Source organism: Serratia sp. Res13-Sevr-LER1-36-b (assembly GCF_015673035.1).
In the GTDB taxonomy this organism is placed as follows: Bacteria; Pseudomonadota; Gammaproteobacteria; order Enterobacterales; family Enterobacteriaceae; genus Chania; species Chania fonticola_C.
The window spans coordinates 953,618-968,401 of sequence record NZ_JADACK010000005.1; the positions used below are offsets into that span (position 1 = coordinate 953,618).

At 52.6% G+C, this 14,784-nt stretch carries 12 protein-coding genes; 6 read left to right on the forward strand and 6 right to left on the reverse strand.

All coding sequences use genetic code 11. The annotated features are described in order from the left end of the window. The first annotated feature begins 96 nt into the window (after window positions 1-96). Complete coding sequence (locus IMQ33_RS05430; RefSeq protein ID WP_196063036.1) at window positions 97-1,071, forward strand: AraC family transcriptional regulator; 975 nt, start codon at window positions 97-99, stop codon at window positions 1,069-1,071. A gap of 111 nt (window positions 1,072-1,182) precedes the next feature. Beyond that, complete coding sequence (locus IMQ33_RS05435; protein ID WP_196063037.1) at window positions 1,183-2,688, forward strand: Na+/H+ antiporter NhaC family protein; 1,506 nt, start codon at window positions 1,183-1,185, stop codon at window positions 2,686-2,688. Here IMQ33_RS05435 and IMQ33_RS05440 read toward each other — a convergent pair. Next, on the reverse strand, window positions 2,650-3,618 hold the full coding sequence (locus tag IMQ33_RS05440; protein ID WP_083196372.1) for an acyltransferase family protein: 969 nt from the start codon (window positions 3,616-3,618) through the stop codon (window positions 2,650-2,652). The two genes, IMQ33_RS05435 and IMQ33_RS05440, sit on opposite strands and share 39 nt — an antisense overlap. A 563-nt stretch (window positions 3,619-4,181) precedes the next feature. Between IMQ33_RS05440 and IMQ33_RS05445 the strand changes: the two genes are divergently transcribed. Both IMQ33_RS05445 and arcA read left to right on the forward strand, forming a co-directional pair. Further along, a complete protein-coding gene (locus IMQ33_RS05445) occupies window positions 4,182-5,711 on the forward strand; it encodes an amino acid permease (RefSeq protein WP_196063038.1) in 1,530 nt (509 codons plus the stop codon). 15 nt (window positions 5,712-5,726) lie between these two features. Then, entirely contained in the window at window positions 5,727-7,001 is a 1,275-nt protein-coding gene (arcA, locus tag IMQ33_RS05450; protein ID WP_046808254.1) for an arginine deiminase, read from the forward strand. Window positions 7,002-7,090: 89 nt separating this feature from the next. On the opposite strand, the gene blaFONA is transcribed toward arcA, so the two are convergent. After that, entirely contained in the window at window positions 7,091-7,978 is an 888-nt protein-coding gene (blaFONA, locus tag IMQ33_RS05455; RefSeq protein WP_186531270.1) for an FONA family class A beta-lactamase, read from the reverse strand. 132 nt (window positions 7,979-8,110) lie between these two features. Here blaFONA and IMQ33_RS05460 point away from each other — a divergent pair, with 132 nt between their 5' ends. After that, complete coding sequence (locus IMQ33_RS05460) at window positions 8,111-8,986, forward strand: LysR family transcriptional regulator (protein WP_196063039.1); 876 nt, start codon at window positions 8,111-8,113, stop codon at window positions 8,984-8,986. Window positions 8,987-9,021: 35 nt separating this feature from the next. Here the strand turns inward: IMQ33_RS05460 and IMQ33_RS05465 are convergent, their stop codons facing one another. Together IMQ33_RS05465 and IMQ33_RS05470 are read right to left on the reverse strand one after the other, a co-directional pair. Further along, a complete protein-coding gene (locus IMQ33_RS05465; protein WP_196063066.1) occupies window positions 9,022-10,638 on the reverse strand; it encodes an FGGY-family carbohydrate kinase in 1,617 nt (538 codons plus the stop codon). A 12-nt stretch (window positions 10,639-10,650) separates the two neighbouring features. Beyond that, entirely contained in the window at window positions 10,651-11,397 is a 747-nt protein-coding gene (locus IMQ33_RS05470) for an SDR family oxidoreductase (RefSeq protein WP_065685832.1), read from the reverse strand. A gap of 416 nt (window positions 11,398-11,813) precedes the next feature. On the opposite strand from IMQ33_RS05470, the gene IMQ33_RS05475 reads away from it, so the two are divergent. Beyond that, window positions 11,814-12,830, forward strand: a complete 1,017-nt coding sequence (locus tag IMQ33_RS05475) for a LacI family DNA-binding transcriptional regulator (RefSeq protein ID WP_253082561.1) — start codon at window positions 11,814-11,816, stop codon at window positions 12,828-12,830. A gap of 110 nt (window positions 12,831-12,940) precedes the next feature. On the opposite strand, the gene IMQ33_RS05480 is transcribed toward IMQ33_RS05475, so the two are convergent. Next, window positions 12,941-13,444: an N-acetyltransferase gene (locus IMQ33_RS05480; protein WP_196063041.1), complete on the reverse strand. Its 504-nt coding sequence runs from the start codon at window positions 13,442-13,444 to the stop codon at window positions 12,941-12,943. Window positions 13,445-13,547: 103 nt separating this feature from the next. Beyond that, the gene (locus IMQ33_RS05485; protein WP_065685829.1) at window positions 13,548-14,519 is read right to left on the reverse strand and encodes a sensor domain-containing diguanylate cyclase; all 972 of its coding nucleotides are present in this window, start codon (window positions 14,517-14,519) and stop codon (window positions 13,548-13,550) included. Window positions 14,520-14,784: the final 265 nt, after the last annotated feature.

Here is a 14,784-nt window from a genome sequence, read left to right on the forward strand (position 1 = left end):
CGGACAGTCCCCCTCTCCTTGGAGAGAGGATTAGGGTGAGGGAGAAAGATCCCACACCCGTATTTTCATCACCAACCTCAGGGGATAAATAAGCCGATGTTTCCTTTCTCTGTTACGCGACAACCCAAGCCACAATCCCATCGGCAGGCGCAAGCAGCGATCCATGAAGGCAGCGGCTATGAACTGATCTCGTTTGACGCCGAAAAGCTCAACGTCTTCGCCGCCGAGGTTTACTACTGCGAGCCCCATTGGCACTCGGCCCCTGAGCTGATCTGCATCCTGTCCGGCGAGTTTTCCGTGACCCTCGGCCATGCCACCTCGGTGGCCAGCGCGGGCAGCATGCTGTATATCAACCCGGACGAAATTCATTCCCTTGAAGCTCGCGCCCCAAACAGCCAACTACTGACCATCCAGTTTTCCCCCCATCTGTTTGATGAAACCCATCCGGCCCCGCTGATGTTTAATCAGGGCGACCGCGCAGCAGAGAAGCAGATTAGCAACGCCGTCATTGCCCTGCTCGATAACCTGGTTACGGCACAGCCCTCGTTTACCCGCATTGCCCTGATTTATCACCTGTTGGGCTCGCTTGCCACCACAGCGCCAAACCAGGCCGACCAACAGCAGGTTGGTGTCAGGAAAAAAGACCAACAGTTAGTCAAATACGGCATTGAGTTTATCAACCAACATTTTGACGATGAGCTCAACCTGGCCACCATTGCCGAACACGCTGGCGTCAGCTATCACCACTTTTCCCGTATCTTCAAAAAGATCAGCGGCTACAACTTTAAAGAATATCTGACCATGATCAGAATTAATAAGGCCAAACTGCTACTGAAAGACACCAACATCCCGATCACCGACATCAGCTACTCCTGCGGTTTCAGCGGCCATAAGCAGCTGATTTTTGCCTTTAACAAATATTGCCGCATGACGCCAACCGAGTTCCGAAAAAGCTACCTTACCACCCTCAATTCGGCGGCAGAGCTGCAGATCATGACCGATTTCCGCTGTCTGCCACTGGATCGGCATATCGTTGCACGTTTACAGAGCTTCAACGCTGACCCGCAATAGTGAAAATAATCATTGCCCTATACCGCCCATGGCTATACTTACCTCAGTAGCTACCGCAGGTATTGCCGTTGCCTGACCCCTCCTGTCTTAACTGTCTGTGGAGCCGTGCCCATGAGTAAATCAGCTAAAACTCCCCGCCCTGTTAAAGCCCCAAGCTATCTGGATGCTCTGCTACCGATAGTCACGTTGATTTTGCTGGTCGGATCTTCCGTTGCTCTGTTTGGGCTTGAAGCCGTCAACGGTCCTTTGCAGGTGGCCATCATCATCAGTACCATGATCACCGCTATGGTCATCCTGAAGAATGGCCATAGCTGGGAGGAGGTTTCCGAGTCCGGCCGCAAAGGCATTGCCACCATCTCGGGGGCCATTTTTATCCTGTTTTCCGTCGGGGCGCTGATTGGCACCTGGAACATGTCCGGCACCATTCCTACCATGGTGTATTACGGCATTATCATGATCACCCCCAACTGGTTCTATCCGATAGCCTTTTTGGTCTGCGTTGGCGTCTCTTTAAGTATTGGCAGCTCCTGGACCACGGCGGGCACCTTGGGAGTCGGGTTGGTTGGGCTGGCCAATATGCTGGGGATATCACCAGAAATTACGGCTGGAGCCGTGATTTCTGGGGCTTACGTGGGTGACAAGATCTCGCCGCTGTCTGAAAGTACCGTATTGGCCGCTCAACTCAACGGCGTCGAATTGTATAAACATATTCGCACCCAGCTTTGGACTACTATTCCGGCGGCGGTCATTGCCCTGATCGGTTTTATTCTGTTAGGGCTAAATCAGCACAGTGCCTTTGATGCCACCATCACCAACAACGAACTGACCCGTTTTAACGAACTGTTCCACATCACTCCGTGGAACCTCTTGCCGCTGGTTTTCCTGTTGGCATTATCGGTAGCCAAGGTGCCCGCCCCGTTGGCCATCATGTGCTCGGCCTTGATGGCGGGGATCATGACGTCCTTTATGCAACCACAGGTGATCGAACGCTTTATTGTCGAGCCCGATCTTGCCAGCCCGCTGTTGGCCATCAAGGCGGCCTGGCTGGCGATGGCGACCGGTTTCCAAGAGAACTCAGGTATTGAACAGATCGACGCCCTGCTGTCACGCGGCGGCATGGACAGTATGTTGTTTACGATCTGGCTGATTATCGGCGCGGTGACGTTTGGCATTATGGTGGATGACTTCGGCCTGCTGAACAAACTGGTTACGCCACTGCTGCTGCGGGCCAAAACCGTGGGCAAGTTGTTTACCTCGGTGGTTGCTACCGCAATTGGGCTGAATATTGCCGCGGGCGATCAGTATATTGCGCTGCTGCTACCCACCCGGCTTTACCGTGCCGAATTTGCCAAGCGAGGGCTGGCACCAGAGAATCTTTCGCGCATCGTTTCGGATGCCGGGATTGTCACCTCTCCGCTGATCCCTTGGAACTCCTGCGGAGCTTATATGGCTGCGGTACTGGGTGTCTCGACCATGGCCTACATGCCGTTTGCCATCTTTAATATTGCCGCACCGCTGATCACTCTGGCACTTGGCATAACCGGTTTTAATATTCGCCATATCCCGGTGGCAGCGCCCTCAGAAGGAGATAATCCGAGCCGTAAAGCGGTTGAGTAGCAACAACCGTGAAACCAATACCGAGGCGACAAAAACCAGGACCAGTAAGGTAAATTTAAGCGTGGCGTCATTGAAGTCATACAGCGTAGTAATGAAATAGAACACGCTGTAGTGAACGATATAGACGCCCACCATCGCCGGGCTAATAAACTCCACGACGCGGGTAAGCAATCGGCTCTTGATGGCGATATTATCAAACAGGATAAACAGCGCCAGGCTCATGCCCAACAGGTGCAGGTGCTCCAACACAAACCAGCCGGCGACGCTGATCTGGGTATGGGTTGATAGATAAAGTTCGTAGAAATACATGGAGATACCGATCGGGATCACCAACAACCTGGCGGCCCACAGCACGCTGGTTTTTTTGGTGAACCTGCGACCTGGTGCTTCCCCTAACACATGGCCAATAATGTAGTAGCCACCCCAAACCCAAATAAACGAATAGCTGGAGATAAACAGCGGATCGTCTTGGGTATCCAGCGGGCTGAAAATATCCAACAGAGCAATAACGGCAACCAACCCGGCAAACACGGCCGCAGTGATTTTCAAATGCTTAATACCCTTAAGGATAATGGGGTAAATTAAGTAGATGATCCCCATATTCAATAATATGCCATTTTGTAAAATATAACCCTGATGAATGTATTGGGTTTTTATCAAGGATGAAACAATGTTCCAGAAAATCATGATCAGGATAATGGATTTTATTTTCACCATAATTTCCTGCCTGGTGAGTTTCTCTACCTCATCCATATAACCGATAATGATAAAAAACAACGGCTTGGCAATAATAGACACAAAGTACAATATCCCCATGGTATTCGCATGGAGGAAACACTCGAAAGCACACATTTGGCTGGTCGAGAAGAAGGTGACGGCGGCAAAACAACTTAAACTCTTTAATGCCTGCTGGCTGACACTGTTGATCATGGTTTTCCATCCATCACCGGGTTGATATGACACACCCTGCTGTTTTTTATAAAAATAATCTTAGTACATTAACACCCACTGCACAACGCGCATCTTTAGCCATGATCCGAATGACTAGTCATGTATTAGGAGTTTTCCCAGAAGCCAATGGACAGACTTTGATATATTAACTATTTTTATACAACCTGCATTTTTATGCTTAAAGCACATTGGCTCCCCTAGCCAGCAACAATCCGTTACCTTTTATTATGTTATTGATTTTATTTAAAAACAATCAATCTGATTGAGCCTGCGAGTTCCAGCCCGCCAAAGTAAAGCATTATCATTATTTTTAGTAGCTTTAAAGGATTGTTAATCAAGAATATTCTCGTGCTTGGTTTTTTATTCCGTCAGGCAACAGTATTTCCCCTCGTTCGTAACCAACAATGCTGATGTTGAAGAAAAAAGTTATTTGCGACAGGAAAATTTGCCGGTTATGACTATGATTTAATCGTAAGTCGGTTAGTAACGTTATCCTTTAATTACGCAATACTTTATTTGACTTGGTGTCAGTAAGGAAAATCATGACGAGCTCATCAACGAATAAACTGTCCCTATGGTCACTCACCGCACTGGTAGTGGGCTCCATGATAGGGGCCGGTATATTTTCTTTACCGGCCACCTTTGGGCGCGCTACGGGAGGGTTTGGTGCCATTATCGCCTGGTGTATTGCGGGCGGTGGGATGTTAATGCTGGCCTTTGTGTTTCAAACGCTGGCGCAACGTAAACCCGAACTCGATTCCGGCGTGTTTATTTATGCCAAAGCCGGATTCGGTGATTATCTGGGATTTGCCTCTGCACTTGGCTTCTGGGCCGGGACCTGTATTGGTAACGTCTCTTACTTTGTGCTGATCAAATCTACCCTGGGGGCCTTCTTCCCGATATTTGGCGACGGCAATACCATTCCCGCGGTGTTGTTTGCCTCGGTCATTCTTTGGGGATTCCATATTCTGGTACTGCGCGGGGTTAAAAGTGCTGCGGCTATCAACACCATTGCCACCATCGCTAAAATCCTGCCGATCCTCATCTTTATCATTGTGCTGATCTTTGCCTTCAAAAGTGACGTGTTTGCACTCAACTTCTGGGGAACTCCAGAGACCGCAGCTTCTGCAGTCTCCTTGGCAAGCGTGGGCGATCTCTCCCATCTCAATGACTACGGCTATGTAGGGCATGCCGCCGCCGCCATCGTCCCGACCGCGGAACCTGAATCCCTGTTCAGCCAGGTGCGCAGCACCATGCTGGTAACGGTATTCGTATTCCTGGGGATTGAAGGTGCCAGCGTCTATTCCCGCTATGCCAAAGAGCGCAGCCACGTGGGGATTGCCACGGTGTTGGGGTTCATCGGGGTACTGTGCCTGTTGGTGCTGATCACCATGCTGTCTTACGGCGTGCTGCTCCGTCCCGATCTGGCCGCGTTACGCCAACCTTCGATGGCGGGCGTGTTGGAAGCTATCGTTGGGCGCTGGGGGGCGATCTTCATCAGCGTGGGCCTGATTGTTTCGGTACTGGGCGCTTATCTCTCCTGGTCTTTGCTGGCGGCAGAAGTGCTGTTTTCCGCCGCAAAAAGCAAGAGTATGCCGAAGGTGTTCGCCACCGAAAACAGCAATGCGGTGCCCTCTTCTGCCGTCTGGCTGACCAACATCACCATTCAGGTGTTCTTAATCCTGACCCTGTTTAGCGATTACGCCTTCCAACTGGCGCTCGAACTGACCAGCTCGCTAACCCTGATCCCGTACCTGTTGGTGGGTGCCTATGGGCTGAAACTGGCCATGACCGGCGAAACCTACGAAACCGATAAACGCGATCATAAAAAGGATCTGATCTTCGCGCTGATCGCCACCTTCTACGCACTGCTGATGCTGTACGCCGGTGGTATGAAGTATCTGCTGCTCTCCGCCATCATCTATGGCCCAGGCACGCTGCTATACATTATGGCCAAACGTGAACAGCACGCAAAAGTGTTCACCCCGGCCGAGATGGGGCTCTTTGTAATCGTTATGGTCGCCGCCGTTGCTGCAATCTACAGCATTGCCACTGGCGTTATCACAATCTGATCGAGGCAAGTCATTATGTCGACTAAAAAAAAGACGCAGTCCAAGTTTGGTGTTCATTCAGAAGTAGGGAAATTACATAAAGTCATGGTCTGCGCCCCTGGCAAGGCGCATAACCGGCTGACACCGAGTAATTGTGATGAGCTGTTGTTTGATGACGTGCTGTGGGTTGAGCGCGCCAAACGTGACCATTTTGACTTCATGACCAAGATGCGTGAACACGGCGTGGACGTGGTTGAAATGCACAACCTGCTGGCCGAAACCCTGGCGCTGCCCGAAGCCAGAAAGTGGATCCTGGATCAGCAGATTGTGCCTAATGAAGTGTCGCTGGGGATCTTGAATGAAACCCGTAGCTTCCTTGATGGCCTGGCACCACGGGCGTTGGCGGAGGTACTGATCGGAGGCCTCTCCACTACCGAGCTGGCCAAAGAAGGCTATGCCGACCACGAAGAGCTGAAACTGATCCGCGAAGCGGTAGGCATTACAGAATACCTGCTGCCACCGCTGCCGAATACCTTATATACCCGTGATACCACCTGCTGGATCTACGGCGGCGTGACCTTGAACCCACTGTATTGGCCTGCCCGTCACGAAGAAACCATTCTGACCACGGCGATCTACAAGTTCCACCCAGACTTTGGCGAAGCCAATGTTAACGTCTGGTGGGGGGACCCTACGGTGCACCACGGTACCGCCACGCTCGAAGGTGGGGACGTGATGCCGATCGGCAACAAAACGGTGCTGATTGGGATGAGTGAGCGTACTTCGCATCAGGCGATCACCCAACTGGCCGCCGCGCTGTTTGCCAACAAACATTCCGGTGTTGAACGGGTGATGATTGCCGCCATGCCGAAACTGCGTGCAGCCATGCACCTGGATACGGTATTTACCTTCTGCGATCGCGATGTGGTGACGCTCTACCCGGCGATCGTCAATCAGATCAAAACCTTCTCACTGCGCCCGGATGATGGCCCAACCGGCATGAAGCTGAGCCGCGATAAAGGCACCTTTGTTGAAGCCATTGCCGGAGCACTGAACCTGAAAAAACTGCGGGTGGTGGAAACCGAAGGCAACGACTACGACACCGAACGCCAACAGTGGGACAGCGGCAACAATATGGTGGCGCTCTCTCCTGGGGTGGTGCTGGCTTACGATCGTAATACCAAAACCAATACCCAGCTACGCAAAGAAGGGGTTGAGGTCATTGAGATTGTCGGTAGTGAGCTGGGCCGTGGCCGTGGCGGCGGCCACTGTATGACCTGCCCGATTATCCGCGATGCCATTGATTATTAATCGCCAGGCGTGATCAGAAAAGGCCGGATTTTCCGGCCTTTTTTATGCTGACAAAATCACTGCGCGTCTACGCGGTGAACATCCCCGATTTAAAATCCTTCGGTGACAATTTTAGCAGCCGCAGCCAACACGTCTTTACGAGCTTCGGCATTCTGCTGTGGCTGCGTGAAATAGGTTACTAATACCAACGGTGCGTGGTTAGCTGGCCAAATCACGGCGATATCGTTAGTGGTACCGTAATCACCGCTACCGGTTTTATCCCCAACCACCCATGTAGTTGGCAGACCTGCACGAATGCTGGCTCCGCCGGTAGTGTTCCCCTTCATCCATTCAACCAGTTGAGCACGCTGTGGTTCACCAAGCGCTTTGCCCAAGGTCAGGTTTTGCAGGCTTTTTGCCATCGCCAGCGGCGAGGTGGTATCGCGCTTATCACCCGGAATAGCGGTATTTAAAGTGGGTTCGGTACGATCGAGACGGAAGGTTTTATCGCCAATAGTACGCGCAAACTCTGTAACCTTTGCCGGGCCGCCAAGATGCTCAAGGATCTTGTTCATCGCCGTGTTGTCACTGTACTGGATAGTGGCGGCGCTGAACTCGGCCAAGGTCATCCCGGTATCCAGGTGTTTTTCGGCGATCGGGTTGTAGTTGACCAGATCGGATTGCTTGATCTCCATCCGCTTAGCCAAAAGATTTTTATCCGTCTCGCTCTGTTTTAACAACGCCGACACCGCCATCACCTTGCTGGTGCTGCACATGGGAAAACGTTCATCCGCGCGATACAGGATCTGCGAATTATCAGCGGTATCGATCAGCGCCACGCCCAGGCGGCCACCGGAGTTTTTCTCCAGTTCAGACAGTTGCTGCTGAATATTCGCCTTGGCATTAGCGGATTGCGCCCATAGCGGTGCGCTACCGAACAGCAACGGCATAACCGTAGCGACCATCAGGGTGGTTTGACGTAATGTATTTTTAACCATGTTTTGCCTCACATAAAATAGATTAATGCAGCGGAGTTCTCTTCAGATGGCGGGAAATATCCTCTGTTAGGCCGTTATTGACAAGCGACAAGAATTTTCTCTAGCATAAAGAAAATCTTTTGGATAACACCTATGCGCTCTAATCTTCCCCTGAATGCCCTACGTGCTTTCGAAGCCTCTGCCAGACATTTGAGTTTCACACGGGCAGCGCTGGAGCTCTATGTTACCCAGGCCGCCGTTAGCCAACAGGTTCGGCTGCTTGAAGAGCGCCTGGGTATGGTGCTGTTTAAACGCTTACCCCGTGGTTTAGAAATGACGGAGGAATCGCGGGCGCTGTTTGCCGTGCTAACCGACGCCTTTGGCCATATTGAGAAAGCCTTCCGGCAGTTTGAAGGGGGACAATTCCAGGAGGTGCTCACCGTCGCCGCCGTCGGCACCTTTGCCGTGGGCTGGCTGTTGCCGCGCCTTGATCGGTTCAGGCAAGAGCATCCTTTTGTCGAACTGCGGCTGCGCACCAACAATAACGTTGTCAATCTGGCCGCCGAAGGGCTGGATTTCGCCATCCGTTTTGGCATGGGTTTGTGGCCATCAACCCGTAACGAAATGCTGTTTGATGCTCCATTGACCGTATTGTGTACCCCCGCTACGGCTAAGCGGCTCGTCACTCCTGCCGATTTGCTGCAAGAAGATCTGCTGCGTTCTTACCGTGCTGAAGAGTGGGAAAACTGGTTTGCCGCCGCTGGCCTGCAGGCGGTGAGAGTTAATGGCGCGATCTTTGATTCATCCCGTCTGATGATCGAGAGCGCTATCCATTCCGGTGGTGTGGCATTAGCCCCACCGAAAATGTTTTCCCGGGAACTCGCCACCGCGCAACTGGTGCGCCCGTTTGCTACCGAAATCAACATGGGCAGTTACTGGTTAACCCATTTAAAATCCAAGGCAATGACCCCAGCGATGGAAATATTTAGCGAATGGTTACTGAAGGAAGCGGCAGAAGATAATTCGTAGGGGCACAGCATGCTGCGCCCCTTGAGTTTCCCGACTTATTGCAGCTCCTCACGGATCCGTTTGGCCGTGCTCTGCAACAGCTTATAGGCCGCATAGCGGTTAGCGTGCAACGGGTGGAAATCCGCATTCGGTTGATATTGGCTATCCAACTCGGAAAACTGCGCCATCGCCTGCTCCACCGAGGTGGCAACCTTCCCCGCCACTGCCCCCAGGATCGCCGACCCCAGCAATACCGGCTCCTCCGCCTTGGTTGTCACTACCGTGCAGCCACAGCTATCCGCCAGCAACTGCCGTACCAACGGATGACGGCCAGCCCCGCCGCTGATCACGATCTGCTCAACGGTGACGCCCATCTGGGACTGGGCATCGAGGATTTGCCTGAGCCCATAGCCAATTCCGCAAATACCGGCAATATACAGGGCCACCAGGTTATCGAGGTTGCTTTCCATACCCAACCCGGCCACCACGGCACGGGAATGGGGATCGGCAAAGGGGGCGCGGTTGCCAAGGAACTCGGGAACCACATGCAGACCATTGGCAAGTTTTGCTGCTGACGACGCACAAACCATTTTGGTCAGCGCCAAATCGGCCAACAAGGTTGGCAGTGAAATACCCAACGCCTTAGCCTGCTCCGCCGCCTCTGGTGCCGCGGGGTGGAACGAGACCAGCTGCTTGATCGCCGCCCCCGCCGCGCTTTGCCCACCTTCATTAAGCCAGAACCCAGGCACCATCGCAGAGTAATAGGGCCCCCAAACGCCTGGAACAAAGGCCGGGTTTTGCGTAGTGGTCATCGTGCAGGACGACGTGCCAAACACGTAAGCCAGGTTATTGGTGACACCACCGCCAACACCGACGGTACCAATGCCGCCAGCATGAGCATCAATCAAGCCCACGGCGACAGGCGTGCCCTCCACTAATCCCATTTCTTTGGCAGCTTCTGTCGTCAAGCCGTTGCCACAAGGCGTACCAGGTTCTTTGATATGTTCCCCAATGCGGCGGAACGCTTCGTCTGCCAACTCTTCAAGGCCGATGGTGCGGAAATAGTCCGGGTCCCAACGTTTCTCATGGGCCAGATAGGTCCATTTGCAGGTCACCGTACAGACGGAACGAGCCAGATCTCCTGTGGCGCGCCAGGTCAGGAAATCGGCCAGATCGAAGAACTGCCAGGCGCTATCGTAAACCGCACGACGGTTCTCCTTCAGCCAAAGCAGCTTGGGCGTCTCCATTTCTGGAGAGATTTTTCCGCCAACGTAGTTAAGTACCGGATGGTCGGTGGCGTTGATCCGCTCGGCCTGCTCCGTTGCCCGATGGTCCATCCACACGATAATGTTGCGGTCGGGATCTTCCGATGGCCCTACCGCCAGAGGTTTGCCGTCTACATCGAGTACCACCAGGGAGCAGGTGGCATCAAAGCCAATGCCTGCCACGTTGTCTGGGGAAATACCGGATGCGGCAACCGCCTGCTTGATGCTGCTGCACACCGCTTGCCATATCTCACGGCTGGATTGTTCAACATAATTTTCAGGGCCGCGGAACAGGGTGATCTCTTGGCTGGCATGCGCCAACATGGTACCGGAGAGATCAAAAACCCCTGCCCGCGCACTGCCTGAACCCACATCGACACCGATAACGACCTGCTGTTGATTGTTCATCATTTTCACCTATCAGAGATCGACGCTATTTGGCAGGATCACCAGGTCACGCACGGTGACATGCTTAGAGCGCGTTACCATAAACAACACCGCTTCTGCCACTTCCCTTGGCTGCATCAGGCTGCCGTTGGCCAGAGCCTCATCCATCTTGGCTTTTGGCCAATCGTCCAGCAGCGCGGTAACCACCGGCCCTGGCAACACTGCGCCAACCCGCACGCCATACTGCGCTACCTGGCGGCGTGTGGAGTGCACAAACGCCTGAACGGCAAATTTTGAGGCGGTATAAATCGGTTCCCAGATCACCGGTACGACCCCGGCGATCGAACTGGTAAACAGAATATCGCCAGACTTTTGCTCGATCAGATGCGGCAGCACCGCCTGCACTGAACGGAATGCGGCGTTAATATTGAGATTAAGCACGCGATCCCAAACGTCCGGATCGCCTTCCGCCACCGGGCCACCAATATAGGCTCCAGCATTGGCGTGAAAAATATCGAGGCGTCCGGCAGCAGCCAGAATGCCGGGCAGCATACCGGAAACCTGCTGTGGGTTGAGCAAATCGATGACCAGTGGATACGCGTTTTCGCCAAGTTCATCGGTCAGGCGTTGCAGCTTTTCCTGGTCACGGTCGATCAGCACCACTTTAGCCCCGGCCTGCAGGAAAATACGCGCGCACTCCAGGCCGATACCCGAGGCCGCACCGGTGATCGCCGCGACCTTACCTTTGAGGGAGAAATTCAATTGGGTGAAATCTGTCATGGTTGGGTTCCTTTATTAAACAAAAGATCAAATCATCACGACGAAGTCACTGCGTGTAAGTTCATCGCGTTAAGAATTTGGCTGTCGATATTGCCCCTCACCCTAACCCTCTCCCAAAGGGAGAGGGAACCGAGCGTGCCACGGATTAGCTCCCGAGCCTGACTTAAGCACCGAATTCGCAAGGGCTAAAGCGTGCAGCTGTTCCTGACCCAGCTATATATTTGCAAGGGTTGGAAACGTACCACCGCAGCTGACCCCAACGCCGTACCAGCCCCCTCTACGTGTGTGAGAAGTTTGAGGTGAGAGGGTATTTACGTCCCCTGTCACACTCTTTGCTCATGGCGCTCAATCGATTGAGCATAATTGCTACTTTTTATTTTTACTGTCAAGATATAGAAAATTGGGGAGCGAAATTTGTGACTGGGTTCAAAGCAAAAAAAACGACGATTTACGATCTGGCCGAACTGGCCGGAGCCTCCTCAAGCGCGGTCAGCGCCGTGCTCAATGGCAGTTGGAAAAAGCGCCGTATCGGCGCCCAGCTGGCAGAAAAAATCCTGCGCCTGGCCGAAGAACAAGGCTATACCGTCAATCAGCAGGCCAGCCTGCTGCGCCGCCGCAAATCGACGATGATCGGCATGATCGTCCCCAAGTATGACAACCGTTACTTTGGTTCGATCGTCGAGCTGTTCGAATCGATGGCCCGTGAACGCGGCCTGTTCCCGGTGATCACCTGTACCAGCCGCGATCCTGAACTGGAAATCGAAGCGGCGCGTACCATGCTTTCCTATCAGGTTGACTGGATCATCTCTACCGGCGCTACCGCCCCCGACAATATCACCGAGATCTGCGCCGCCTCCGGTATTTCAACGCTGAATCTCGATCTGCCAGGCACCCTCGCCCCTTCGGTGATCACCGATAACTATGCCGGGGCCAAAGAGCTAACGTTACGAATTCTGGCCAACTGTGAAAAACGGCTGGGCTACCTCAAGCCGCTGATCTTCGTGGGGGGACGCGGGGTTGACCATAACACCACGGAACGCCTGCGCGGCTTCAGAGATGCCCACCGGCAGTTAGGCGTTGAGGTCATCGAAGAGAATCTGTTGGCCTGCGGCTATTCCCCAGACAAGGCCGAGCTGGCGATGAAAACGTTTATTGCTCAAGGCGGCGATCTGCGAACCGGGCTGTTCGTCAACTCGACGATCTCGCTTGAAGGCGTGATGCGCTGGTTGGTAGCGTCTGGCTATCGCGGTGATAAACAGCCGGTGATGGGCTGTTTTGACTGGGACCCTTTCGTACTGCTGTTAGGCCATGACATCGTGATGGTGAAGCAGGACGTCAACAAGATGTTGCAGGCGGCGTTTGCGCTGATCGATGCCAACTCGCAAGAAAAGCAACTGATTGAAATACCGCCGATCTTCCCAGAGATGATTTGAGGTAACTGCAGCACGGCAAGGGGGGGCGGGATTAATAGTCATTTCTCCTGAATCTAACAGGCGGTGTAAGTAGGCAATCAGAAGTAAACCATTGTCCCCGAACATTATGATTAACGGATTGCCGATAACTCGGGTTCCAGCAAAAGACTCATATCAAAACCCGTTATCCGAAAATCAAACTCTTTATATAATTTTAAAGCCCTTTGATTGTCCGGTGACACTCTTAGTTCTACCTCATACGCACCCTGGCGAGTCAGCTCATTCAGGAACGCACGGATAAAATCCCTGCCCATCCCCTTACCCTGAAATTCTGGGATAAGCATTATATCTGACAAAAAAGCCGAGTTATCTTCCAAGCTGAACCATAGATATCCCGCAGCCTGAGCGTCATGTTCATAAGTTCTAAAATGGTTATTTTGAGTATTGATACCCGCCGGCAAGGCTGTTTTAAATGATTTAGACGCTTCTTCCTTGGCTTTTTTACGACTGTACCGATGATTGGTCATCAGGTCTTCAATATAGTCATTTAAAGAGAGGTCCGCCCATAGGTCAAACTCGTCGCAATGCATGGGCCTATAAATTGATTTGGGGATTTTTGACTGTTTTGTTTTCAATCGACTGTCTCACACTTAATAGTAACGTAACGCATGCTCAGTACTACCCTACCGAATTAGCCATCGATTCAACATGAGTCTGGTGGGGCAAATAACATGCCGATTACCCCTGCATGAACTTGGATTTCTTGATCCGGTACATAGTGGAGTCTCCCTCTGCCAGCAAGGTTTCCAGGCTATGGGGCGCAGAGGGATCAAACTCGACGATGCCATAGGAGAACGCCAGTTGGTAAGGGGTGATCTGTGAAGCATTATGTTCATCCACGTAGCGTTGCAGGGCTAAAATCCCCTGCTCGGCTTCGCTTTTGGTACGGCTGCCCATCAGCGCGACAAACTCGTCACCGCCTAAACGGGCTATCACGTCAAAATAGCCAAACACCCGTTTCATCAGCTCGGAAAAATAGATTAACGCCCGGTCACCTTCCCCGTGGCCGAAGGTGTCGTTAATCAACTTGAATTTGTCGAGGTCGATAAATATCAGGCTGGCCTTAACCCCTTTCATCTGACAATGATGCAGCATATGACCTGCCAGGGAGATAAAGCCACGGCGATTGGATATTTGCGTCAGTTCGTCAGAGGTTGATGCCTGAAAGGCACGTAGCTCATCCTCCACCATCGAGGCCAGATCGCGCAGCGCCACCGCATCTTCGGCATCAAACTGCCGGGGTTTGTCATCAATCAGGCACAGGGTACCCATCTTGAGATCGCCGGAGTAGCTCAATGGGCAACCGGCGTAGAAACGGATGTGTGGTGAGTCTTTGACCAGCGGATTATCCGCAAAGCGATCGTCCTGCAGCGTATCGGGAATGCACAAAATATCGTTACCCAGGATGGCGTGACCACACAGCGAGATATCTCTTGGCGTTTCCGTAGCCGCCCCAAGCCCACAGTTGGACTTGAACCATTGGCGGTTTTCGTCGACCAGACTCACCAAGGCAATGGGTACACCAAACAACCGGCGGGCCATGCGTGTCACCCGATCGAAGCGTTCTTCTGGCAGAGTGTCCAACAGATGCAGGGAACGCAGAGCCTTCAATCGCTGTACTTCATTCGCAGGTATCTCTGGCGTTTTCATCGCTACATCCACTCCAATTAAACTCAGGGTCTTTCTCGGAAAAGCAAAACAGCAAGTTGCAGGATAATATCGTTCGCTACCGCTGGCAATCCGATGCACAAAACAGATGCCACTTTGCCCCTGTTTTCAGCCGTTTGATCAGGCTATAGCCACTTAAACTAGCCGTTTTACCCGTCGTCTTTCAAGCTGCAGCGGTGTTAACTGCACTTACCCACCCCAGTCACTTACCAAAAGTAAGCTCCTGGGGATGAGTAAGTTTGTTGCC